The sequence below is a fragment of the Psychroflexus aestuariivivens genome, from assembly GCF_004010055.1.
GTDB classification, from domain to species: Bacteria; Bacteroidota; Bacteroidia; order Flavobacteriales; family Flavobacteriaceae; genus Psychroflexus; species Psychroflexus aestuariivivens.
In genome coordinates this window covers 287905-312701 of the sequence record NZ_RQVT01000018.1, presented here as the reverse complement: position 1 = coordinate 312701, position 24797 = coordinate 287905, and the positions used below count along the sequence as shown (strand labels likewise).

The window sequence follows — 24797 nt, the reverse complement described above, 5'->3', positions numbered from 1 at the left end:
GCTTCGTTTTGAGTGATATTTGAAACCGATAAATTTGTTGGAATTTCACAAATATCTAAAGTTATAAAAGTTGTTGCTGGAGATAATTCACTTATATTAAATTCACATTCTACTTGAATATAAGCCTCATAGTTTGTATTAATATTCAAGTTTGTCACATTGACTAAAGTTTGACCAGAAGTTATTGCCCCAGTTTGAACTGGCGTATCAGATTCAGGATCATCACCAGCTTCAAATACAAACCAATTGTAAACTCCTAAAGATTCTGAAACAGCATCCCACTGGAGCTGAACACTGGTTTGAGTGATATTATTCGCAACTAAATTATTTGGTATCTCACAAACTGGCGGTGTACAATCAGAATCAAAACTGTGTATAGTTGAGTTAGGAGAAATATTTTCCAAAGATGAATCATAAATAACTTCACCAAAAGGATTTGTTATAATGATATCAATTTCAAAAGAAAAATCTCCAGCTTCATTCCAAAAAACTTCGATAGCAGAGTCATCACAAAGTGATACATTTTCGGTAGTCTGTGAACCATCATCAAAACTTTCACCAATAGTAGCAAGTACATTTCCTTCTTGAATAATTTGCATAGTCGCTTCATTCCAGCCATCACCAAATGAATCTAATAATGTGATTTCATAAACACAAGTATCGGCTGCATTACATGTTTCTGTGAAAAATGAAACTGGTAATGATAATTCACTTAATTCACCGTTGCCACAATCAGAACGCAGATAAACTTCATAATTTGTTGATGCTGCTAAATTGTTAAGAAGAGCATTTGTATTTGCTGTACTACCAGTAGCAACTGGTGTATCTTGTTCAGGATCGTCTCCTTCTAAAAACAAAAGCCATTCATAACCGCTAATTGCTGATGGATCACCATCGAATGAAAGTTGGGCTGAATCTACTGTAATATTGCTAATCTCCAGATTAGTAGGTTTGAAACATGTTGGAAGTTCATCTATATTGACAGCGTCAATTTGAATATCTCCATTAGGGGTAGTTCCTCTAACCGCTTTAAATCGGATATCGACTTCAGTTTCACCGCTAAATTGGTTTAAATCAACAATTACTTCTACCCAGTTATCTGTTTTAGAAGATTGTTGTTCACCAGAAATTGAAGACAGAGATGTCCAATTCGATTCAGAACTTAATTTAACTTCAAGGCTTAAATTCCCTATAGTTTCTCCGTACATGAAATAATAAAAAGTTATACTAGGGTCTGATAAACTACTTAAATCTACCGTTGGAATTGATAAATAAGCTTCATCTCCTTGACTACCGAAAGTTGCATCTGCATAAAGAAAATTACCACCAGTTAAGTCTTCAAGACTTCCCGTTTCTGTCTGTGCTTCAAGATCGTTTGTGAACCATTGGTATTCATTATTATCAGATTCTGGATCACGATCCCAACAATCATTAATACTTTCCTGAAATCCGGATGACTGACTTACCCATTCACCATCATCAAAATCTTCTTCGAACGGAGTTGAGAAAATAGTACAAGGCGTTTCGAAAAATAGAGGATCTGAGATAGGACTTACTCCTGTGAACCCACAATTGGAGCGAACATAAGCTTTATAAGCCGTATTGGCTGATAATCCTGGAACAGTCACAGAATTTACTTCAAAATTAGTGCTTCCGTTTGCTATTGGTGGTGTATTTTGTGGATTATCATCTTCATTGAAAATAAACCAATTATAGCCACTAATTGCACTGCCTATGTTGTCCCAAGTAAGTTCTACAGAATCACTTTCAACATTGGATATTGCAAAGTTTGAAGGCGGAAAACAACCTTCTGGAGCTTCACAAGCTACTAAGAAATTAGTTAAAGTTGTATCTTGTGAACCTTCACCTGGGTCTTTTTCAAAAATTTCTTCATCGAAATTATTTAGTATTTCAATGCCAACTTCATTTGTAAACTGACCACCATTATTCCAAAATAATTCAACATCGGCTCCATCACAAAGACTTAAAACAATGGATTCTTCGTTGCCATTGGTGAAACTTGGTCCTAAAATTTGTAATAATTGTCCATCCTGAAATACACTCATTGTATTACCATTCCAACCATCACCAAATGTGTCAGTAAGTAAAAATGTATAATCACAAGTTGAACTAAGGCTACACACAGGCGTAGAAAATAATATAGGGTTTGATAGAAAACTGAATTCGCCTGGACTGCATTCTGCCTGTACATAAGCCACATAAGTTGTACTTGCAGAAAGCCCGCTTATATTTGCGCTAAATGTGTTTGCATCTGTATTGCCCGAAGCCACTGGCGTATCACTAATTGGATCATCTCCTTGAAGGAATACTTGCCATTCATAGCCAATAGCTAAATTATCACCCTCTGTCCAAGATAAATCTGCACTATCTAAATCTAAATTCTGAACAGCTAAATCTATAGGTTTGGAACAACTCGGGATTTCATCTACAGAAACCTGGTCTATCGCTATGTCTGAAAAAGTAGAAAAACCTCTTTGAGCGATAAATCTAAATTGAATAATTTGATCTGTAAATCCATCTAAACTTAAGATTTCTTCTTCCCAATCGTCATCAACTGAATTCTGTTGGGCACCGACAATTTGTGTCAGTTGAACCCAGTTATTTGATGAAACTCCTTTAACCTCAACCCTTAACTCTTCGATTCCAAAACCGTACATAAAATAATTGAAGATTAATCCTGGCGTATTTAAACCATCTAAATCAATTAAAGGTGATGTGATAATTGCTTCGTCTCCATTGCTACCAGAAGGACCTACAGAATAAATATAGTTCCCACCAGTTAAATCACTGTTTGGTCCGTTAAAGCCTTGTCCAGCATTGTCATCGAAGACACCCCAGAAATATCCATCATTTGCATTTTCGTTGTTTCTTGTCCAACATAGATCGATTTCACTATTCTCATTTTGAGCTCCTGATCCAATAACCCAATTATTTCCATCGAAATTTTCGTTGAATGGTGTTGAAAAAGTTGCACAATTTGTATTGAAGCTTATAGGGTCTGATAATTCACTTAAATCTCCATTCCCACAATCAGCTTCTATATAAGCATCGTATGCAGTTGAAGACAAAAGACCACTGACATCAACTTGATTTGTACCAAAGTCTTCCGTTCCACTTGCAAATGGTGTTGACGTCTCAGGATCTTCATCTTCTTCAAAAATATACCAATTATAACCATCTGATGCATTATTTACAGCGTCCCAACTTAACTCAACCGAGTTCTCTAAAATATTAGAAATTGAAAAATTTGTTACAGCAGGGCAAGTTGGCGGAGTACATTGTGATGTGAAAGTAAAAAGACTTGTATCATCATTTTCCTCACCAGGAGCTAAAGTATAGATTACTTCATCGAATGGATTTAAAATTTCAAAGCCAATTTCATTTTGAAATTGACCACCATCATTCCAAAACACCTCAATATCTGCACCATTACATATATTTATAATTTCTGTTTGAGCAGAACCGTCTGTGAAATTTTCTCCAACCAGATCAATAACTACCCCATCTTGAATAATACTAATAATATTACCATTCCAACCATCACCAAAATCATCTGTCAATTCAAAAGTATAAGCACATTGATCAGCAATTGGGCAACTTGCAGTTGTAAATGTAGCAGGAGCAGAAAAATTACTCAAATCTCCATTTCCGCAATCTGCTTCTAAATAAATATCGTAAGTAGTGTTTGGTTGAAGTGCAGAAACATCTGCTGAAGTTTGTCCTGAACCTACAGAACCAGTCTGAATTGGAGTATCGTTTTCCGGATCGTCATTCTCTGCAAACAAATACCAGTTGTACCCATCAATTGCGCTATCTTGACCGTTCCAGTTAAGTTGGGCTGAAACGTCAGATATATTGCTTATATTTATATTAGTAGGAACTAAGCAAGTTGTTGCCTCTAACACACTAACTTTGTCTATTGCAATATCTCCTGCAAAACCAGAAGTTCTGGTTGCTACAAACCTAATATCTACGGTTTGATTACTAAAACTTGATAAATCTACTTCTTGACGAGTCCAATCTGCTTCGGAGGACAATTGTTGTTGACCAGATATACTAAAGACTTGAGTCCAATTATTATTTTCAAAATTTTTAACTTCCAAACTTAATGTTCCGATAGCGTTACCGAACATATGGTAATAAAATTCAATAGCTGCAACATCTAAATCTCCTAAATCTGTGACTGGAAGTTCAATAAATGCCTGATCACCAGAATTGCCGTCTGAAGACTCAGCATAGATGTAAGTGTCTCCATCAAAACCAGTCGATGGTCCGGTATTTCCAGAAACGGTTTCAAATTCTGCAACTAACCAAGCAAATGAATTGTCATTCCCAGGTGTTCTAGACCAACATTCACTTATTTGATCATTTTCATTTTGAAAGCCTGATCCAGCAATCCAATTTTCATCTTCAAAATTTTCAGAATATGGCGCATCGAAAACTACACATTCACCTTCAAAAGGAAGTTCTATGAAGTCGCCACCGTCTGGAGTGACTAACCATAATCCAAAACCTTCTGCATCCTGATTGTTTTCAGGATCAAAAAAGCCACTAGTTAATAATGTTACTGCTTTATTTTGAAGATTTAAATCTGACAGACTTAAATCGTACGTTTCTAATTCTACACCATCATCAGATACTTTAGGCTGTATGACATAATTAGATGTTGCAAGTTGAATGTAACTTGAAAAATCGGTATAGGACGAATTCCCTACTAAAGTCCCGACTGGAATCGAAACCTCATCAAAATCCAAACTTTCTACATCTGTTGTTCCATTATGAAATAATATATCTGTATTACCTGCTATTGCCAAAGCTTCTTCTCTAGCTCCAGGAAAAACCTCTAAACTTAAATCTATAGGTGAGTTTACACTAGTATCAAATTGAGATGGATTAAGAACACCATCTGCTACCAAAATATATTTTTCTTGTGAGGTTAAAGTTGTGTTGAAATTCAAAATGCTTTCAGAAACATCAGTGCTATTTTGCGGGGCAATATCAATATTTATAGGTGTTTCCGCTGGGAAAGTCAAAAACGACGTTGCTGTTCTATATTCTACATTTTGAACAAAAATCTCACCATTGAGATAAACATCTACAAATTCTGCGTTTGGATCTGCTGAATTATGAATAATTTGTACAGTTGCTGTAAAATCTAATTGATAAGTACCAAAAGGTACAATATCTGAAAATGGATCTGAACCATTACACAAGCCTTCATTATTTAGCGAATTCACATTTCCGATCAACCAATTGAATGTATCGAAATTTCCAGAATTGGCTTCTGCCCCATTTGCTCTATAGAAATATGAATTTTGATACTGCCAATTTTGACCACTGCCATTTACATTTTCTAGACCATACCGGTCTACAACATTATCATTATTATCTACAATTTGAAATGCATCGTTGCCATTGGCTGCCAAGGTTGTTTCGATAAAATTTGAATCGATTCCAAATTCATTATCCAAAGTTAAAGCATCATTTGTCACGTAAAGAAAAGCATCAGTTACCGTTCCAAAAGCATCTAACCCAATATTTGTATTGAAACCATTTCCATTTTCTTGAATTTGAAGTTCCCAATTTGTGAAATCAACAGTTCCTTTAACATATATTTCCAAAGTTCGCCCTAATTCTGAATCACATGTTGAGTCTAAATAACCAGTGATAATTGGTACATTATCGTCCAAAACTTCAAAATAATTAGTTGTGAACATCTTAGTCTTATCATTCTCAAACCCAAAAGAAGAGAATGAAAAAAAGATAAAAACAAATAAAAGGAGTAAATTGTTTGGCGTGTATTTTTGATTCATAATTTTGTGTTTATTTCTTCAAATATAGAAAAAGAATATCTAAAATTTTAGATTTTTTTATGAGGAAAAAACTAATTTAATCAGAATAGTTAACTTTAGATTAATTTTAAACCGCTTAAAGCTGATTCAATCTGTAAATAAACACTAAGAAAAGTCTGAAAATTTATAAAAAAAGAATTGTTAATTAACATTTAAACACAAAAAAGAGGTTTAAATCAATAGACCAAAACCTCTTCTTAAAAAATTAAATGAATTTAGAAATCAATAATTCACATATTCTATAATTTCTAATCCATAACCAATCATTCCAACACGCTTTTTCTGTTTAGTGTTAGACATAAGTTTTATTTTGTGAACGCCCAAATCGTGTAAAATTTGCGCTCCTATTCCAAAATCTTTTTCGTCCATGACAACGTTAGGTGCTTTCATGACGCCCTTTTTCTGATTTTCTTTCAGTAATTTTAATCTTGACAATAAGTTTAAACCTTGCGGGTCTTGATTGATGAATACAATAGCGCCTTTGCCATCCGAATTCAATTGTTTGAACATATCATCTAGTTTTTGGTCAGCATTGTTAGTCAAAGTTCCCAAAATATCATTATTAACTAATGTAGAATTCACTCTTACCAAAACTGGTTCATCGGTTTTCCAAGTTCCTTTTGTAAGCGCAATATGAACGTGATCGTTTGTAGTTTGATAATATGCACGAAGTCTAAAATCTCCAAATCTAGTATTAATTTCAAAGTCCTCTTTTTTACTTATAAGAGAATCATGCTCCATTCTGTAAGCTACTAAATCTTCAATAGAAACAAGTTTCATATCGTGCGCTTTGGCAACCTCAACCAATTCTGGTAAACGCGCCATGCTACCATCCTCATTCATAATTTCACAAATAACACCAGCTGGTTTTAATCCTGCTAATCTTGCAAAATCTATAGAGGCTTCGGTATGTCCTGTACGGCGTAAAACTCCGCCTTCTTTTGCTATTAACGGAAAAACATGTCCAGGTCGATTCAGATCAAATGATTTTGTGTCTTCATCACAAAGTGCTTGTATTGTTTTGGACCGATCTGAAGCTGAAATTCCTGTAGTAACGCCTTGACCACGTAAATCTACAGAAACTGTAAATGCAGTTTCCATTGGGTCTGTGTTATTGCCAACCATTGTGGTTAAATTCAGTTTCTTACAGCGACTTTCTGTCAAAGGAGAACAAATCAAACCGCGACCGTATTTTGCCATAAAATTGATCATTTCTGGTGTGACTTTTTCAGCAGCAGCAAGAAAATCACCCTCGTTTTCACGGTCTTCATCGTCTACAACAATAATGACTTTGCCGGCCCTAATATCGTCTATGGCTTCTTGTATTGAATCTAACTTTATATTTTCTTTTTCCATATCTAATTTTTCTATTGAAAACCTTTTATTTATCAGGTTTTCTTAATCCTATTTTTCTAAATAAGTTTCTAATCGGTACACTAATCACGTCTAAATTTACAAATCCTTGGTCTGTTGTAGCTCTATAAGTTAGATAAACGCTAAGCGGAAATAAAATTAACGTTGATAACCAAGAACCTAAAAATGGAGATAAGCTTCCGCCTTCAGCACTGTTAGATGCGAATAATCCTATAAAATGATAAGTTAAAAACAATAAAATAGCAACGACCATCGGCAAGCCAAGACCGCCTTTTCGTATAATTGCGCCCAGTGGTGCTCCAATAAAAAATAAAATTACACAGGCAAATGGCAAGGCATATTTACTATGTAAAGACATTTCAATTTTATTGAGCAACATCCTTTTCTGCTTAAATTGATTCCACTTTGAACTGATTTGTGGCATAATACTATTGATAGAATTGATGCCAACACTAAAAATTTGAGATCGTTGTCGTGTAGGGAATTCCCAAAATAAGCTATCTAGTGATGCAGAATTGTAAGCTAACTCTTTTGAATTTGTGCTATCTATTTCTGTTAAATCTTCTGATTCTTCTTTTAAATTAGAATTTATCTTATTTGGAATTTTTCGCTTATCTCTAACTTCAGAATCTGCATCTGTTGAATTCAAAGTTCGCCTTAAACCATTTCTTTGAGAAACAATTGTATAATAGCGTTCCCGACTTTTCATATAATCTCTTGAAAAAGAATCTAATTGAATTCTCAATTCACTTGTGTTAAGCATTTTGTAAGGATGTTTCAGACTTTCATCTTCCAAATCAACATCATTCATATCAGACAAATCGATATTGAGTACATATTTGTCAAAAGAACTTTTGGCAAATGGAATGTTGCGCCTTGCCTCCATCGATTGTGGTTGAATTTCATCGTAATAATTACCATCAAAAAGAACAAGTGACAAAACATTTGAAGTTAAAGAAGATTGAAGTTCTCCTCGGTCTGCTTTAATAACTGTGTAGTTTCCAGAGCGATTTTGAGATTTCTTATGAATAATAACGTTGTCTAAATTTTTTCCGTTTTCGCCACTCTTATCCTCTACTTTTATATTGATACTTCCAATATCGTTGAAAGCGCCTTCAACAATAGCCATGGAAGGTTTTACCTGCGCAATATTTTTACGCATATTGATGACTTTTCCTTCAGCATAAGGAATCACTGTATTTGAAAAATAATAAGTAACGGCACTTAAAACTAAAATGAAAACAATCAAACTTCGCATAGCTCGCTGAAGCGAAATGCCAGCAGATTTCATTGCTGCAAATTCATATTGTTCTGCAAAACTACCAAAAGTCATGATGGAGGTCACTAAAATTGTTAGTGGCAAAACCATCGGAATTAAGTTGGGTAATAAGAAAAGCAAGAATTTAGAAATAATTTCTAAATCAATGTCTTTGCCTGCAAATTCATCTATAAATCGCCATACTGACTGAAGAATAAAAATCATCATCAGAACGGTAAACACCGATAAAAATGTTTTTAAAAAAGAGGTTAAAATGTAACGGTCAAGTATTTTCAATGTTGAAAATTTAATCTAACTCATTAATATAATAATCTGCGTATTTAGAACGATCAAATTCAAAATGTTTGCTTGATAATGGCATGTTTTTTTGAAATTTAGTCACTCTGAATTCAACCTTCGTTCCACTTGGCTGAACTTGAATAAGATTGTAAACATGTTTGGTATGCTTGTCTATTCCTAGTAAGATTTGCTTCATTTCGCTATCAGAATCCATAGCAATTAATTCAACATATTGAATTTTTCTACCTTTTACATCTTGTAAAATATCCATTTTATAAATGTAACCGTCTTCAAAAAAGGTTAACATTTTGGATGGCGTAATTTGTTCAGAATCATTAGCGTCAAAATTGGAAATGGTAACTTCTTCATCTGCAGGAACGATGGTATAAATTTTATTACCATCGAAAATTTGCTTCGTTCCCATTAAGTTCAGTACATATTTATCTCCCTGAATACTCACATCTCCGCGAGTTTCTTGTTTCATATTTTGCTCTTGATTTTCTAAAGTATAAGTAAAATCTATGACCATATTGTCATAAGCGTTTACTTTCTCCAAAACCTCTTTTACAAGTTGTTCGGCTTTTGGCTCGTTTTGAGCAAAAGAATTGAAACCAATAAATAGTATTATGCTGAAAAAAAGATTTGTTGTTTTCATATCTAAAATTTATGTGTTGTTTTGTTCGTTTTTTAAAAGTTCTTCTAAAGCGATAAGATCTGGCACGTTAACTTGTCTGGCTTTACTGCCTTCAAACTGACCAACGATTCCTGCAGCTTCTAATTGATCTATAATTCGTCCAGCTCTATTGTATCCTAATTTCAATTTTCTTTGTAATAATGATGCTGAACCTTGTTGTGCGGTGACAATTACTTCAGCAGCGTCTTTAAAGAGTTTATCGCGTTCTGCGATATCATTATCAACACTTGTGCCAGAGTCCTCGCCTTCATACTCAGGTAACAAATGTGCATCAGGATAGGCTTTTTGAGAACCGATGAATTCTGTGATTCTTTCTACTTCTGGAGTGTCAACGAATGCACATTGCAATCTAATTAAATCATTACCTTGAGTAAATAACATATCACCACGACCAATCAATTGGTCTGCGCCACCAGCATCTAAAATCGTTCTGGAATCAATTTTAGAAGTTACTCTAAATGCAATTCGTGCTGGAAAGTTCGCTTTTATCATACCAGTTATTACATTTACAGATGGTCTTTGTGTCGCTATAATTAAATGAATTCCGATGGCTCTGGCTAACTGTGCCAATCTGGCAATTGGTGTTTCAACCTCTTTACCAGCTGTCATAATCAAATCTGCAAATTCGTCGACTACCAAAACTATATATGGTAAAAATTTATGACCGTTTTCAGGATTTAGTTTTCGAGCTTTGAATTTTACATTGTATTCCTTTATATTTCGAACCATCGCATCTTTTAGCAAATCATAACGTTGATCCATTTCTATACAAAGTGAATTTAAAGTGTTAATCACTTTATTATTATCTGTGATAATGGCTTCTTCAGTGTCAGGTAATTTTGCTAAATAATGTCTTTCAATTTTATTGAATAAAGTTAATTCAACTTTTTTAGGATCGACAAGTATAAATTTAACTTCAGCTGGATGTTTTTGATATAAAAGTGAAGTCAAAATAACATTCAAGCCGACAGATTTACCTTGTCCAGTTGCTCCTGCCATAAGCAGGTGAGGCATTTTCGCCAAATCTACAGTGTAAGTTTCGTTAGAAATGGTTTTTCCCATTGCAATCGGCAATTCCATTTCTGCATTTTGAAATTTATTAGAAGCCACTACAGAACGCATAGGTACTATGGACGGGTTTTGATTTGGAACTTCAATTCCGATAGTTCCTTTGCCTGGAATTGGTGCTATAATTCGAATACCTAAAGCTGAAAGTGACAATGCGATGTCATCTTCTAGGTTCTTAATCTTTGAAATTCTGATGCCTGCTTCTGGAACAATTTCGTATAAAGTAACGGTTGGTCCAACTGTAGCTTTTATTTGGGCAATTTCAATTTTGTAGTTTTTTAGGGTTTCTACAATTTTATTTTTGTTTTGCTCCAGCTCTTTTTGATCAATGGTAATGCCACGACCAGAATTGTAATCAGTCAGCAACTCGATACTTGGAAATTGATAGTTTGAAAGTTCCAAGGTAGGATCAAATTCTCCGAAATCTTCTACTAATTTTTTACTTAATTGGTCAGATTCTTCCTCATCTTCAGCGGTTTCAACTTCCATCGAAACATCTTCCTCATCTTCGGATTCGATCAGGATTTTTTCTTTTTCTGCTTTGATTGGTTTGGAATCAGTATCAGATTTGCCCTTTTCATCGAAACTGTGTTCTAATGAAACGTCAGAATCTACATTCTCTGAACTTTTAGAGTCAGATTTTACCTTTGTATCATCGGCTTGTTCAGTTTTTGAATTTGCCTGAGGTTGCGATTGATTTTCAAAATCTTTAGCTTCTTTTTGAATTTCAGATTTTTGTTTTTTGAAATACTCTACAATATTTTCAGGAGTAAAATTCAATCTTAAAACCAAATATATTAGAATTGTAAATATTAGAATTAAGCCAACGCCAAGTTTGCCAATATATTCTTGAAAAAAATCGTTCATTTCGAAACCTACAACACCACCAAGTAGTGGATAAGCATTTGCAAAAAAACCTAATGCCATTGAAAACCAAAGCATCAAGTAAAGTCCCCAAAACCAAAGTGCGCGTAGTTTAAAAACTTTCAAATTCAGGAATAAATAAATGCCAGTGATAAAAGTCATTACTGGCAAGCTGAAGGCTGAAATGCCAAAGCCTTTGTAAATGAGTTGATGACTGATGTAAGCACCGAATTTATTGAGCCAATTTTTGGTTTCTTCATCACGATTCAGCGGATCGGCTAAAGTGCTTTGATCAGCCTGCCAATTGAAAAAATACGATACAAAAGCTATCATTAAACCTATGGAAAACAAAATCAGGAAGCTTCCAAAAATAATTTTATTTCTTTTGGAAACCTGAATTTTAAAGGACTTCTTTGCCTTTGGTGGTTTTTTGGTACTAGGTTTTTTCTTTTTAGCCATGTTTTGTCAATCGCAAAGCGCAAAAATACAAATATAATGTGCTTTAACTAATTATTTTCAATTTGTAAAATATGGAATATAAATTATTGCTGCAATCACAACTGCAGTTATTCCAGCTATAAGAACGGCGCCTGCAGCTAAATCTTTTACTTTTCCAATTTTTTCGTGAAATTCGGGATGTACAAAATCAGAAATTTCTTCTATAGCAGTGTTTACAGCTTCCAATCCAAATACAAATCCAATCACTAAAATTTGCATCAACCATTCTGTTTTGGTAATATCGAAATAAAACCCAGCACCAATAGTTAACAAAGCGATGACAAATTGAAATTTGATACTATCCTCTGTTTTTATCAAACTCAAAATACCACGATAGGCATAAACCAATGATTTGAGTCGTTCTTTAAAAATGGTTCTTCGCATGGATTCAGATTCTATTTCCAAAAGACAAATATAGCTTTATGATTCTATAAAAAACAAAGAAACCGCCAAAGACGGTTTCTAAAAATCTAAACATTAATTATGAAAAAATCTACTCTACTATTGGTCTATTGAACCCAGAACACGTTTTGCAAATGCATTGGCAGCATCTTTTTCAGACATGCCTTCTTTCACCATTTTATCCATTTCTATAGCACCTGCGATGTTTGTTATAATTTCTCCAACAACATCCATTTCTTCTTCTTTGACTGATCTGTGTTCACAAAATGATTCTAAAACTTCTATTGTATGTTCAAGCTTTTCAGCATCATTATTTTTTTGAAAATGTTTAATTATTGGTAACTTCATCTACTAATTCTTTTAAAGATTCAAATTTATTGGTTTGTACCTGATTTAGAAATTCACCATTATTGAAGGTTGCAAAAGTTGGCAAGTTATCCACGTTAGCTAACTTTCTAGATTCAGGATATTTTTCTGCATCAACGATTATAAATGGAATATCTTCATTTTCATTCGCTAATTTTTTGAATTTCGGCTTCATCAATCTGCAATTTCCACACCAAGAGGCTGCGTATTGCACGACTACTTTATCATTATTTTCAACAATTTCCTGTAAATTGTCTTGTTCTAATTCTTTAAACATAGCTTTTTATTTTTTTAAGTTGCCGGGCAAAATTGCCCGGCATAATCAAAATTCTAAATTTTAAAATTATTTTTTAGAAAGGTAAGAAGATACGCCTTTTCTATCTGCTGACATTGCTTCTTTTCCTTCTTCCCAGTTTGCTGGACAAACTTCTCCATGCTTTTGTACATGAGAATAAGCATCTATCATTCTGATGAATTCACTCACATTACGTCCTAATGGCATATGATTTACACCTTCATGAAATACAGTTCCTTCTTCATCGATTAAGTAAGTTGCTCTATAAGATACGTTGTCACCATCTACTGTTAAGTGTCCAGTTTCATCATCATATCGTTCATTTACTGTATCTAAAATATCGAGTCTATTACTCAAATTTCTGTTAGAATCAGCTAAAATAGGGTAAGTTACACCTTCAATTCCGCCGTCATCTTTAGAAGTATTCAACCAAGCAAAATGAACTTCTGCTGTATCACAAGATGCGCCAATTACTAATGTGTTTCTTTTTTCAAACTCTGATAAAGATTCTTGAAAAGCATGCAATTCTGTTGGGCAAACATATGTGAAGTCTTTTGGATACCAAAAAAGTAAAATTTTCTTATTTTCCTTTTTAGCCTTCTCTAAAACATTAATTTGAAAAGTATCTCCCATTTCATCCATGGCATTCACTTTTAAATCTGGAAATTTTTTACCTACTATTGACATAATTATTTTTTTGTTGATTATTAATTTACTTTACTCATACAAAAATAAGAATGAATATGTATTTTAACTTAAATAAAGCCTTGTCTTTTTTAATATCGCGATAAGAATTTCTTATAGCTGAAATACTTTTAAATAATTTATTGCTATTCATATTAAAATAATGAACTCAATTTTTAATGAATACTTTTCATTAAAATTGTATTTTTAGAAATTAAACAACAACCTATGAAAATTCTTTTTTATAACATAAAACATTTACTTCAGGTTAGAGACAAAACTCCTACAATTCTGAAAGGTGAAGCAATGAAGGATTTACCTAAAGTAGACGATGCCTGGCTTTTGATAGAAAACGACAAAATTGCCGATTTTGGTGACATGTCAACTTGCCCTGAATCTGGTTTTGATGAAAAACATGACTTAAACGGACAAATTTTGCTCCCAACTTGGGTAGATTCCCATACGCATTTGGTCTACGCTGGCAACAGAGAAGGCGAATTTGCCGATCGCATCAAAGGCTTAACTTATCAAGAAATTGCAGAAAAAGGTGGCGGAATTTTAAATTCTGCCAAAACACTACAAAACACTTCTGAAGAACAACTTTTACTTGAAACAGAAGCGCGTCTCAATGAAATAATGAAATTTGGCACCGGTGCGGTAGAAATAAAATCTGGTTACGGGCTAACCAAAGACGCTGAATTGAAAATGCTTAAAGTGATTTCTAAGTTGAAAAATAAATATAATCTACCTATTAAATCTACTTTTTTAGCAGCGCACGCTTTACCGAAATCATACAAAGACAAAAAAAGTGATTATATAAATATGGTCATTGACGAAATTCTACCCGAAGTCGTCAACCAAAATCTCGCCGACTACATTGATGTGTTTTGTGAAAAAGGATATTTCGATTTAGAAGACACAGAAAAAATAATAGAAGCTGGTAAAAAACATGGACTTAAAGCTAAAATTCACGTCAATCAATTCAATGCGTTTGGCGGTGTTGAAGTCGCTACAAAACATCAAGCCTTAAGTGTAGATCATTTGGAAGAACTTTCAGTCAACGATATCGTAGAATTGAAAAAAAGTGAAACTATTCCTGTGGCACTTCCGTCGTGTTCATTCTTCTTAACCATTCCGTATACGCCAGGTCGACAAATTATTGATAATGGACTGCCGTTAGCTTTAGCAACAGATTACAATCCGGGCAGTTCACCAAATGGTAATATGAATTTCGTTGTTTCTTTGGCTTGTATCAAAATGAATTTAACACCAGAAGAAGCTATCAATGCGGCAACAATAAACGCTGCTTACGCCATGGAAGTTGAAAATGAAGTTGGCAGTATTACCAAAGGAAAATTGGCCAATTTCATCATTACAGAAAAAATCCCGTCTTATCATTACTTGCCTTATGCATTTGGAAATAACAGCATCAGCCAAGTTTGGATTGGCGGAAAAGCACTTCAATAAAAATTAAAATTATGACTTCTAAAATAAAAATATTCTCTCCTGAAATCATTTCAGATTTAACCAATCAACGTCAAGGTGAAACTAAATTTGGCGAAGCTATCTTAACCGTCAATAGTTTAGAAAATTTGGAACACGTGGAAGCCGAATACGTGTTATTTGGCATTCCTGAAGACATCGGAATTAGAGCAAATAAAGGAAAACCTGGCGCCAAAAACACATTTATTCCAGTCTTGAAATCCTTGCTGAATATTCAAAAAAACAGATTCAATCAACCAGAAAATCTCGTTATCTTGGGTGAAGTAGATTGCGACTCATTTTTAGAAAAAGCTGAACAACTTAACTCTGATGATGAAAACTACGATATTGAATTGGGTAAATTAGTTTCTGAAATTGACGAAATAGTCACACAATTGGTTAAAACAATTGTTGGATTTGGTAAAATTCCAATTGCTATTGGCGGCGGTCACAATAATTGTTACGGCATGATTCGTGGGGTGTCGGAAGCTTTAGAAATGCCTATTAATGTCCTGAACATAGATGCACATACTGATTTAAGAACGTTGGAACATCGCCACAGTGGCAATGGATTTACTTACGCTTCTGAGGAAGGTTTTTTGGCTAAATATTTCATTTTCGGCTTGCATAAAAATTACACTTCAGAACATATTTTCGATTTGATGGATCAAAAGAAAGACATCAAATATTTCTTTTTTGAAGATTGTTTGCACCTCACATCTTTAGACAAGTTGGTCAAACTCAAAACTGGCGTGGATTTCTTAAACAGAAAACTTGGTTTGGAACTCGATTGTGACTCGATTAAAGATATTAATAGCAGCGCCATGACACCAACTGGGTTTAGTGTGAGAGATGTTAGAACTTTCATCAAATTAATCAGAAAAGAAAAAACACATTACTTACATATTTGTGAGGCAGATGCGTCTAAAAATGATTTAATAGGAAAAGCTCTGAGTTATTTCATCAGTGATTTTATTCGTGAAGAGGATTAATTTTTATTGCAAGTCAATATTCATTCCGAAAAAACTAGAACTTGCAGCACGATTGAATCGAGCGTATGAATAACTAAATCTGAGTTTGTTTATTTTAATACTGAAACCGCCAGTAAGTCCAGAAAAAGCTCGCTGTTCTTCAATTCTTAGCTCCTCGCCTCTTCTAAAACTATAACCGAGTTGAATATTGAATCCGCCTTCAGGGAAAATTTCAATGCCAAAAACGCCGTGTCTTAAAATATTATTGAAAAAACTGGGATCATCTGGAGTTATATTTCCGCTTAAATCTTCTTGATCTCTGGCTGTATTTCTGAAAGCAATATTCCATTCTTGAATATTTTCTATCGTTAAATGCCATCTAAACGGCATATCTTTTATTTTTTGAGACACACCCAAAACAACCTCTAAAGGCAATGTTTCTCTGACTTCATTAAAAGGTTTAAACTGAGTTCCTAAATTTCTAACCACTCCAGAAACTACCAAATCCCAATCATCATAAATATAACTGACGCCAATGTCTACTGCACCAGCAAACGAAGAATATTGTTCCAATCTAGAGGAAATCAATTTTAAATTTCCGCCTACTCTAAAATCACTTCTACCAATTCTTCTGGCATAACCTATAGATAATGCCGCTTCCGAGCCTCCAAATTCACTAGTTGAATTCCCAAATTCATCAAAACCTTCAAAATTACCATAGTCTATATAAGTAATTCCACCCTGAATAACTTCTGTTCTTCTGCCGACATCGTAGGCAAATGCTGCGGTTCCATAATTGATATCAGCAAAGTAATTCATATAATTTACTGCCATTTGATTATGCATATCAAAATTGATATTTGCAGGATTATTGGATGCATTTGTCGGATCGAATGTATTGAGCGTAATATTTTTACCGCCGAGAGCAGAAACTTTTGGAGAAACTGGCAAATTAAGAAACTGATAAGTGTTTTGTCCACCAATTTGAGCCGATAACACAGCACAATTAAGCGATAAAATAATTAGAAAAACAGTTTTATAATTCATTAATGAATATAGATTCAGCTGTATTGTAAACGCTGTGCAAATTAATTTATTTTTAGCATAACAAAATTCTGTTCCAAAGAAAATTTTAAAATAAGTTTCACATGGAAATTTTTGAATTGATTGATTCGAAAATTTTTTCAAATTAAAAAAAGCTGAGCAAAATTTTGATTGCCCAGCTTTTTAAATTTAAATGTGAATCCAGTTATAAAATTTTAGCGTCTTTCACTTTTTGTTTCAATAATGCCAATTCTAAAACCTGACTCATATCACTTACATAATTAATTTTTAAACCAGTAAGATATTCTTCTTTGATTTCTTCAATATCCTTTTTGTTCTCTTCACAAAGGATCAATTCTTTAATTTTAGCACGTTTTGCTGCAAGAATTTTTTCTTTAATTCCACCCACGGGTAGCACTTTTCCTCGTAAAGTGATTTCGCCAGTCATTGCTAAATTCTTTTTCACTTTTCTTTGCGTAAACAACGAAACCAAAGAAGTAAGCATTGTTATACCTGCACTTGGTCCATCTTTGGGCGTTGCGCCTTCTGGAACGTGAATATGGACATTATAATTGTTGAAAATTTCAGAGTTCAGTTCGAATTTTTCTGAATTCGACTTGATATATTCCATAGCAATTGTGGCAGACTCTTTCATCACTTTACCAAGATTACCAGTAATACTCAAATCGCCTTTTCCTTTAGACAAAATTGACTCAATAAACAAAATTTGTCCACCAACACTTGTCCAAGCCAAACCAGTTACAACACCTGCAACGTCGTTATTTTCATAAGTCGGTCTTTCTCTCGATGGTCCTAAAATCTTTTCAACTTGTTCTTCTGAAAGTTTAGGTTCGTAACTTTCTTCCATTGCAATATTTTTGGCAACATTTCTAACAACTTTAGCCACTTGCTTTTCCAAATTTCTCACCCCAGATTCTCTTGTGTAGCCTTCAATTATTTTTTCAAATTGCTTCTTGCCTAATTTTATATCTTTACTAGTAATACCATGTTCTTTAATTTGTTTTGGTAGCAAGTGTCGCTTGGCAATTTCTATTTTTTCTTCAACGGTATAACCATTCACATGAATAATTTCCATTCTGTCTCGTAAAGCCGGATGAATACTCGATAAATTGTTTGATGTTGCCACAAACATGACTTTGGATAAATCGTAACCAATTTCTAAGAAATTATCATGAAATTCATCATTTTGTTCTGGATCTAAAACTTCCAGCAAAGCTGAAGATGGATCGCCTTGATGAGAACTTCCAACTTTATCTATTTCATCCAAAACAAAAACTGGATTGCTCGTGCCGGCTTTTTTCAAACTTTGAATAATTCGCCCTGGCATGGCTCCGATATAAGTTTTCCTGTGTCCACGGATTTCAGCTTCATCTCGAAGTCCACCCAAAGAAACCCGTGCGTATTTGCGACCTAAAGCTTCTGCAATAGATTTTCCTAACGAAGTTTTACCAACACCTGGAGGTCCATACAAACACAAAATTGGTGATTTCATATCGTTACGAAGTTTCAATACCGCCAAATATTCAATAATTCTTCGTTTGACGTCTTCTAAACCGTAATGGTCACGATCTAATATTTTTTGTGCGCGTTTCAGGTCGAATTTATCCTTACTGAATTCATTCCAAGGCAAGTCTAAAAATAAATCCAAATAGTTTCTTTGAATTGAAAATTCAGCAACCTGCGGATTCATCCTTTGAAATTTGGACAATTCTTTTTCAAAATGTTTTTTGGCTTCTTTTGTCCAAGATTTTTTCTTGGCGCGTTCACGCATTTCTTCAATTTCACTTTCCGATGATACGCCACCAAGTTCTTCTTGAATGGTTTTCATTTGTTGGTGCAAGAAGTATTCGCGTTGCTGCTGATTCATGTCGCTCTGTACTTTCGACTGAATGTCGTTCTTCAATTCTAACTTTTGAAATTCAAGATTCATATATTTCAAAGTAGACAAAGCGCGCTCTTTCAAATCACTGGTTTCCAGCAATTTTTGTTTATCTTTTACATCGATACTCATATTGGAAGACACAAAATTGACCAAGAAAGATGAGCTTTCAATATTTTTGATTGCGAATGAAGCTTCTGATGGAATATTAGGACTTTCCTTAATAATTCTAAGCGAAAGTTCTTTTAAAGAGTCGATGATTGTATTGAATTCTTCGTCGTCGAATTCTGGTTTTTGTTCTTTAAATTCTTCAACTTTACAACGCATGTAAGGTGTTTCAGTCACCGCTTCAGTTACTTTGAAGCGTTTTTTCCCCTGGATAATTACTGTCGTGTTTCCATCGGGCATTTTCAGAACTCTCAAAATTCTAGCGACTACACCAATTTTGTTAATATCATTGAAACCTGGATGTTCCTCTTCATCGTTTTTTTGAGAAACAACCCCGATGATTTTGCTGCCATTATTGGCATCGTTTATCAATTTAATAGACTTATCTCGTCCAGCAGTAATTGGTATGACCACGCCTGGAAATAAAACTGTATTTTTGAGTGGTAGAATTGGAAGATCATCGGGCAATTCTTCCCGATTGATTTCCTCTTCATCCTCTGATGTCATTAATGGAATCAACTCCGCATCTTCGTCTATTTGTTGTGATGACAAGTTGTCTATATTAAATATTCCTGATTTCGCCATAATTGCTTTTTTGTCAAAATGTCAGATAATACTGACGTTTATTGGATTTTTATAATTCAAAATATTGAAAAGGCTTGATTTCCAATACTTCTATTTTTCAAGGTTTATAAAGTTCAATTCCTGTGCCATCCTAGTTTTTTTCTAATTTGGTTGCTATGGTCACAAAAAATAACTTTCTTTGATTATTTACTGGGTTCTGTGAATTTTTTAAACGAAATTTACCGCATTATCAGAATAAAATATGACAAATACAAATCAACAATACGATGAAGTTGTCGACAAATGTCGAGAACTTTTTTTGAACAAAGCCAAAGATTATGGCACGGCTTGGCGAATATTAAGGCTAACATCTCTAACTGACCAAATCTACATCAAAGCACAAAGAATAAGAAGCCTGCAAGAAAATGAAACTCAAAAAATTCAAGAAAGTCAAGATTCAGAGTTTGTTGGAATTATTAATTATTCAGTGATGGCGTTGATTCAAATTAAACTTGGCATCAGCAATCAGCCTGATCTTAGTGCTGATGAAGCGATAAAATATTACGATGAATTGATTGCCCAAACCAAGCAATTGATGATGGATAAAAATCACGATTACGGTGAAGCATGGCGTGACATGCGCGTGAGTTCGCTCACAGATTTAATATTGCAGAAAATATTGAGAATAAAGCAAATAGAAAATAATCAAGGAAAAACCTTGGTCAGCGAAGGCATTGATGCCAATTATCAAGATATGATAAATTATTCAGTCTTTGCTTTAATTCATTTGTCAGAAAAATAAAAATTATGAAATTTATAGTCGGAATTGCAAGAATTTTAGTTGGGGCCTTATTTATTTTCAGTGGGTTTGTAAAACTAAACGACCCGGTAGGTTTTTCTTATAAATTGAAAGAATACTTTGGTGAAGGCGTATTGAATTTAGAGTTTTTAATTCCTTATGCTTTGGTTTTAGCAATTTTTATTGTCATTTATGAATTGCTACTCGGTATCACACTACTAATTGGATATGCTCCAAAATTCACGAAGTGGAGTTTACTTTTGATGATTATATTTTTCACTTTTCTCACCTTCTACTCGGCATATTTCAACAAAGTTACAGATTGTGGATGCTTTGGTGACGCCATTCCGCTGACGCCTTGGCAGTCTTTTTATAAGGATGTGATTTTGTCCATTTTAATTTTAATTATCTTTTTCAACGAAAAATACATTCGTCCAATTTTTCCAAAAAAATCTTTGAAATGGATAGTATTTGCTTCTGCTATTTCTTGTTTACTTTTTGCCAATCACGTATTGATGCATTTGCCTGCAATAGATTTTAGAGCTTACAAAATCGGTGTCAATATTCCTGAAAATATGGAATTTCCAGAAGATGCACAAGAAGCAGTTTATGAATATAACTGGACGTTTGAAGTCGATGGAGAAAAGAAAGTTTACACCACAAATGGTAGTTATCCTGAAGTTGGCGGAGAATTTATAGAAGTTGAAACAGAAATGATTGAAGAAGGCTACACTCCACCAATTCACGATTTCTCCCTGATGTATGATGGTGAAAATCATCTTGATGAATTGATGAAAGAAGACAAACTCTTGATGGTGATCTCCTACAATTTATCCAAAAGTGAAAAAGAAGGATGGACAGAAATTCAGTCTGCTATTGAAAAAGCCAAAGAAAACGATTATAAAATTATTGGATTAACAGCGTCTGGAGAATCTGACATTCAAAAGTATTCTGAAAAATATAATTTGGATTTTCGATTTTATTTTGCAGATGAAACTGCCATTAAAACAATTATTAGATCCAGTCCTGGATTGGTTGTTTTAGAAAACGGAACAATTGTAGACAAGTTGCATTGGAATGATGCAGATGATTTTGAAACTGAATAAAAGTGATTAAACTCATTCTACAAAAAGCCGCTTATGCTTTACTGACTGTCTTTGGTGTCATCACTGTGATTTTTTTTCTGTTCAACGTGCTTCCTGGAGATCCGGCACAAATGATGCTGGGACAAAATGAAAGCGAAGCGCAACTCCAAAAACAACGTGAAAAGTATGGTTTTGATAAACCGATTTCTCAGCAATATTTGTATTACCTGAATGATTTATCAATATTATCCTGGCATAGCAAGGATCAAGAGGATTTCACCTACTTCGATTCAGAAAAGTACACTGGTCAGGAATTGTTTTCAATTGGAACAGGAAAATTGTATTTGAAATATCCATATCTAAGACAATCCTTTCAAAGGCAAGATCAAAAAGTAAGTGAAATTATTGGCCAAACTTTACCAAATACAGCGATTTTAGCAATTTCTGCCATCGGAATCGCCTTATTGATTGGTATTTTTCTTGGTGTAATTTCAGCTTTACAAAAAGACACTTGGCTGGATAAATCCATTCAGGTTTTAAGTACGTTTGGAATGAGTTTACCTTCATTCTTTAGTGCGATTTTAGCCGCTTGGTTGTTTGGTTTTGTTCTTCAAGAATATACAAACCTAAACATGACTGGAAATTTGTATGAACTGGACGATTTTGGTGAAGAAATGAACTTAAAATTGAAAAACCTTATTCTTCCTGCTTTAGTTTTAGGTATCAGACCCTTAGCAGTTGTCGTACAATTGATGCGAAGTTCTTTATTGGAAGTTTTTCAGCAAGATTACATCCGAACAGCACAAGCCAAAGGGCTTTCTACTTATAAAATCGTCACTAAACATGCCCTAAAAAATGCTTTGAACCCCGTAATCACTGCCATTTCCGGTTGGTTTGCATCTATGCTGGCAGGAGCAGTTTTTGTGGAGTATATTTTTGGTTGGAATGGCTTAGGTAAAGAAATTGTAGATGCACTAAACACCTTAGATTTGCCAATAATTATGGGTTCTGTGCTAACAATCGCCATCATTTTCATCTTAATCAATATCTTTGTTGACATTATTTACGGAATACTTGACCCCAGAATTAGAACTTAAATTAATACTTAAATAAAATATTATGAGAAAAAATATCGTTGCCGGAAACTGGAAAATGAACTGTAATCTTGATGAATCTCAGCACTTAATCAATGCTTTGAAGTTAGAAGATTTTGAGCAAATTAAAGCTGAAATCATCATAGCACCTCCATTTACAAATCTATATCCAGCACATCAATCTTTACAAGATTCAAAAATTAAATTGTCTGCTCAAAATTTAAACGAAAATGAAAATGGTGCATTTACAGGAGAAATTTCACCAGAAATGTTGAAAAGTGTTGGTGCAGAATATGTAATTTTAGGTCACAGCGAACGCCGTGCCATCTATAATGAAACCGATGAATTACTCGCTAAAAAAGTAACAACGGCTCTTAAGCACGATTTCAAAATTATGTTTTGTATCGGCGAAGAATTAGACAAAAGACAAGCCGGAAAGCATTTTGAAGTTGTGGAAAACCAACTCAAAAATGGACTTTTTCATATTTCTGAATCAGAGATGAAAAATATTGTGATCGCATACGAACCGGTTTGGGCGATTGGAACAGGAGAAACCGCGTCACCAGAACAAGCACAAGAAATTCATGCACATATTCGCAAGGTTTTAGCTAAAAAATATAATGAAAATGTTGCCGAAGGAACTTCAATTTTATATGGAGGAAGTGTAAAACCAAATAATGCTAAAGAAATTTTTGCTAAAAAAGATGTCGATGGTGGTTTGATTGGTGGGGCTTCTCTAGATGCAAAAAGTTTTAAAGCAATTGCCGACTCATTTTAAACCAGAAAAAAATTAGTTCAAATTGTAATTTCAATAATAAACACAATGAATACATCCCAAAATTCTAGCGATTTGAGCTACACAGCTTATCATTTTAAAGTTGAACCTATAGCACCAGGATGTGATATTTTGTTGGCTGAACTTGGTGAATTGCCTTTTGAAAGTTTTGAAAACACAGAAAATGGTTTATCGGCATACATTCTCACTAAACATGATCGAGAGAATTTATTAGAGAATTTACAAATCTTGAATTCAGATGAGTTTGAAATTTCTTTTGAAACCGAAATCATAGAACAAGTTAACTGGAACGAAGCTTGGGAAACAAATTTTCACCCAATACATATCGTCAATCGTTGCACAATTAGAGCGCCGTTTCATCCAAAAACTAATGCGGAAATCGATATTATTATTGAACCAAAAATGTCTTTTGGAACTGGTCATCACGCCACAACTTTTCAGATTTCTGAAATGCTTTTGGATGAAGATTGTAAAGGAAAAATTGTACTGGACATGGGGTGTGGCACTGGAGTCTTGGGAATTTTAGCTCAAATTCGTGGAGCCAAATCTGCTGATTTCATAGATATTGACCAATGGTGTGTGGAAAATACAACAGAAAATCTGGAGCGAAATAACTGCCACGGCAATGTTATTCTAGGAGGAGCGGAAAAAATAGACAAAAACTACAATCTTATTCTAGCTAACATCAATCGTAATATTTTAGTTAGAGATATACCAATTTATGCCAAACACCTTCAAGAGAAAGGAGTTATATTTTTTAGCGGATTTTATGAAAATGACCTTGAAATCATTAAAGAATCTGCTTTAAATGAGGGTTTAGATTATGTTAAACATCAACTAAAAGACGATTGGGTTGCTGCTAAATTCACAAAAAATTAAAATTTGATACGATTCATATCTTTATATTTGTAAAAAAAAGTGATGAGTGTTATGGAAGAAGTTTTAGAAGAAGTTGTTGTTGAAGAAAAACTGAAGGATTCTCATGAAATTGTTGTATTCAATGATGACATCAACACTTTCGACCACGTTATTGAAACTTTAATTAAAACTTGCGATCACGACTTGGTTCAGGCAGAACAATGCACGTTATTAATTCATTATAAAGGAAAATGCGCTGTAAAATCTGGTGAATTTGAAGATTTGAAACCCAGATGCAGTAAGATTCTAGAAGCTGGAATTAGCGCAGAAATTCAATAAAAAAAGAGGTTTAAAAATAAA

At 33.9% G+C, this 24797-nt stretch carries 19 protein-coding genes; 8 read left to right on the top strand and 11 right to left on the bottom strand.

Features of this window, described 5'->3' with window-relative positions; translation table 11 throughout:
* The 9 genes from EIG86_RS04355 to EIG86_RS04315 form a co-directional block, all read right to left on the bottom strand.
* Positions 1 to 5834 (bottom strand): fibronectin type III domain-containing protein (locus EIG86_RS04355; protein ID WP_127844918.1); only part of this gene is annotated, 5834 nt, incomplete at its 3' end.
* 261 nt (positions 5835 to 6095) lie between these two features.
* Entirely contained in the window at positions 6096 to 7229 is a 1134-nt protein-coding gene (gene ribB, locus EIG86_RS04350; protein ID WP_127844917.1) for a 3,4-dihydroxy-2-butanone-4-phosphate synthase, read from the bottom strand.
* A 25-nt stretch (positions 7230 to 7254) separates the two neighbouring features.
* A complete protein-coding gene (locus EIG86_RS04345; RefSeq protein WP_127844916.1) occupies positions 7255 to 8802 on the bottom strand; it encodes an LptF/LptG family permease in 1548 nt (515 codons plus the stop codon).
* Positions 8803 to 8812: 10 nt separating this feature from the next.
* Positions 8813 to 9460: a LolA family protein gene (locus EIG86_RS04340; protein ID WP_127844915.1), complete on the bottom strand. Its 648-nt coding sequence runs from the start codon at positions 9458 to 9460 to the stop codon at positions 8813 to 8815.
* A 9-nt stretch (positions 9461 to 9469) separates the two neighbouring features.
* Positions 9470 to 11890: a DNA translocase FtsK gene (locus EIG86_RS04335; RefSeq protein ID WP_127844914.1), complete on the bottom strand. Its 2421-nt coding sequence runs from the start codon at positions 11888 to 11890 to the stop codon at positions 9470 to 9472.
* 57 nt (positions 11891 to 11947) lie between these two features.
* The gene (locus EIG86_RS04330; RefSeq protein WP_317129913.1) at positions 11948 to 12334 is read right to left on the bottom strand and encodes a diacylglycerol kinase family protein; all 387 of its coding nucleotides are present in this window, start codon (positions 12332 to 12334) and stop codon (positions 11948 to 11950) included.
* Positions 12335 to 12430: 96 nt separating this feature from the next.
* Entirely contained in the window at positions 12431 to 12679 is a 249-nt protein-coding gene (locus tag EIG86_RS04325; protein ID WP_127844913.1) for a DUF6952 family protein, read from the bottom strand.
* Positions 12660 to 12974 (bottom strand): thioredoxin family protein, encoded by a 315-nt coding sequence (locus tag EIG86_RS04320; RefSeq protein ID WP_127844912.1) that lies wholly within the window; start codon positions 12972 to 12974, stop codon positions 12660 to 12662. Before EIG86_RS04320 ends, EIG86_RS04325 begins: the two co-directional genes overlap by 20 nt.
* A 66-nt stretch (positions 12975 to 13040) precedes the next feature.
* Positions 13041 to 13679 carry a peroxiredoxin gene (locus tag EIG86_RS04315; RefSeq protein ID WP_127844911.1) on the bottom strand — a complete coding sequence of 213 codons (639 nt, stop codon included), beginning with the start codon at positions 13677 to 13679 and terminating at the stop codon, positions 13041 to 13043.
* Positions 13680 to 13904: 225 nt separating this feature from the next.
* Between EIG86_RS04315 and hutI the strand changes: the two genes are divergently transcribed.
* On the top strand, positions 13905 to 15143 hold the full coding sequence (gene hutI, locus EIG86_RS04310; RefSeq protein WP_127844910.1) for an imidazolonepropionase: 1239 nt from the start codon (positions 13905 to 13907) through the stop codon (positions 15141 to 15143).
* Between the two features lie 11 nt (positions 15144 to 15154).
* Complete coding sequence (locus EIG86_RS04305) at positions 15155 to 16150, top strand: formimidoylglutamase (RefSeq protein WP_127844909.1); 996 nt, start codon at positions 15155 to 15157, stop codon at positions 16148 to 16150.
* Positions 16151 to 16153: 3 nt separating this feature from the next.
* Here the strand turns inward: EIG86_RS04305 and porQ are convergent, their stop codons facing one another.
* Both porQ and lon read right to left on the bottom strand, forming a co-directional pair.
* Positions 16154 to 17176 carry a type IX secretion system protein PorQ gene (porQ, locus tag EIG86_RS04300; protein WP_127844908.1) on the bottom strand — a complete coding sequence of 341 codons (1023 nt, stop codon included), beginning with the start codon at positions 17174 to 17176 and terminating at the stop codon, positions 16154 to 16156.
* 202 nt (positions 17177 to 17378) lie between these two features.
* The gene (gene lon / locus EIG86_RS04295) at positions 17379 to 19826 is read right to left on the bottom strand and encodes an endopeptidase La (protein ID WP_127844907.1); all 2448 of its coding nucleotides are present in this window, start codon (positions 19824 to 19826) and stop codon (positions 17379 to 17381) included.
* A gap of 241 nt (positions 19827 to 20067) precedes the next feature.
* Between lon and EIG86_RS04290 the strand changes: the two genes are divergently transcribed.
* Genes EIG86_RS04290 through EIG86_RS04265 form a run of 6 tightly spaced genes read left to right on the top strand, consistent with a single transcriptional unit; the run spans position 20068 to position 24776 of the window.
* Complete coding sequence (locus EIG86_RS04290; RefSeq protein WP_127844906.1) at positions 20068 to 20607, top strand: DUF1599 domain-containing protein; 540 nt, start codon at positions 20068 to 20070, stop codon at positions 20605 to 20607.
* Between the two features lie 5 nt (positions 20608 to 20612).
* On the top strand, positions 20613 to 21710 hold the full coding sequence (locus EIG86_RS04285; protein ID WP_127844905.1) for a BT_3928 family protein: 1098 nt from the start codon (positions 20613 to 20615) through the stop codon (positions 21708 to 21710).
* 2 nt (positions 21711 to 21712) lie between these two features.
* Complete coding sequence (locus EIG86_RS04280) at positions 21713 to 22786, top strand: ABC transporter permease (protein WP_127844904.1); 1074 nt, start codon at positions 21713 to 21715, stop codon at positions 22784 to 22786.
* Positions 22787 to 22808: 22 nt separating this feature from the next.
* Positions 22809 to 23561, top strand: coding sequence for a triose-phosphate isomerase (gene tpiA / locus EIG86_RS04275; protein WP_127844903.1), 753 nt, complete (start codon positions 22809 to 22811; stop codon positions 23559 to 23561).
* Between the two features lie 45 nt (positions 23562 to 23606).
* Complete coding sequence (prmA, locus tag EIG86_RS04270; protein ID WP_240032176.1) at positions 23607 to 24458, top strand: 50S ribosomal protein L11 methyltransferase; 852 nt, start codon at positions 23607 to 23609, stop codon at positions 24456 to 24458.
* Between the two features lie 42 nt (positions 24459 to 24500).
* Positions 24501 to 24776: an ATP-dependent Clp protease adaptor ClpS gene (locus tag EIG86_RS04265; RefSeq protein WP_127844902.1), complete on the top strand. Its 276-nt coding sequence runs from the start codon at positions 24501 to 24503 to the stop codon at positions 24774 to 24776.
* Positions 24777 to 24797: the final 21 nt, after the last annotated feature.

Excerpts from the sequence above, each read along its gene's own strand:
- ribB (WP_127844917.1), bottom strand. The coding sequence starts at position 7,229 with ATGGAAAAAGAAAATATAAAGTTAGATTCAATACAAGAAGCCATAGAC.
- EIG86_RS04305 (WP_127844909.1), top strand. The coding sequence starts at position 15,155 with ATGACTTCTAAAATAAAAATATTCTCTCCTGAAATCATTTCAGATTTA.
- EIG86_RS04335 (WP_127844914.1), bottom strand. The coding sequence starts at position 11,890 with ATGGCTAAAAAGAAAAAACCTAGTACCAAAAAACCACCAAAGGCAAAG.
- EIG86_RS04320 (WP_127844912.1), bottom strand. The coding sequence starts at position 12,974 with ATGTTTAAAGAATTAGAACAAGACAATTTACAGGAAATTGTTGAAAAT.
- lon (WP_127844907.1), bottom strand. The coding sequence starts at position 19,826 with ATGGCGAAATCAGGAATATTTAATATAGACAACTTGTCATCACAACAA.
- porQ (WP_127844908.1), bottom strand. The coding sequence starts at position 17,176 with ATGAATTATAAAACTGTTTTTCTAATTATTTTATCGCTTAATTGTGCT.
- EIG86_RS04340 (WP_127844915.1), bottom strand. The coding sequence starts at position 9,460 with ATGAAAACAACAAATCTTTTTTTCAGCATAATACTATTTATTGGTTTC.
- EIG86_RS04325 (WP_127844913.1), bottom strand. The coding sequence starts at position 12,679 with ATGAAGTTACCAATAATTAAACATTTTCAAAAAAATAATGATGCTGAA.
- prmA (WP_240032176.1), top strand. The coding sequence starts at position 23,607 with ATGAATACATCCCAAAATTCTAGCGATTTGAGCTACACAGCTTATCAT.
- tpiA (WP_127844903.1), top strand. The coding sequence starts at position 22,809 with ATGAGAAAAAATATCGTTGCCGGAAACTGGAAAATGAACTGTAATCTT.
- EIG86_RS04315 (WP_127844911.1), bottom strand. The coding sequence starts at position 13,679 with ATGTCAATAGTAGGTAAAAAATTTCCAGATTTAAAAGTGAATGCCATG.
- EIG86_RS04285 (WP_127844905.1), top strand. The coding sequence starts at position 20,613 with ATGAAATTTATAGTCGGAATTGCAAGAATTTTAGTTGGGGCCTTATTT.
- EIG86_RS04265 (WP_127844902.1), top strand. The coding sequence starts at position 24,501 with ATGAGTGTTATGGAAGAAGTTTTAGAAGAAGTTGTTGTTGAAGAAAAA.
- hutI (WP_127844910.1), top strand. The coding sequence starts at position 13,905 with ATGAAAATTCTTTTTTATAACATAAAACATTTACTTCAGGTTAGAGAC.
- EIG86_RS04290 (WP_127844906.1), top strand. The coding sequence starts at position 20,068 with ATGACAAATACAAATCAACAATACGATGAAGTTGTCGACAAATGTCGA.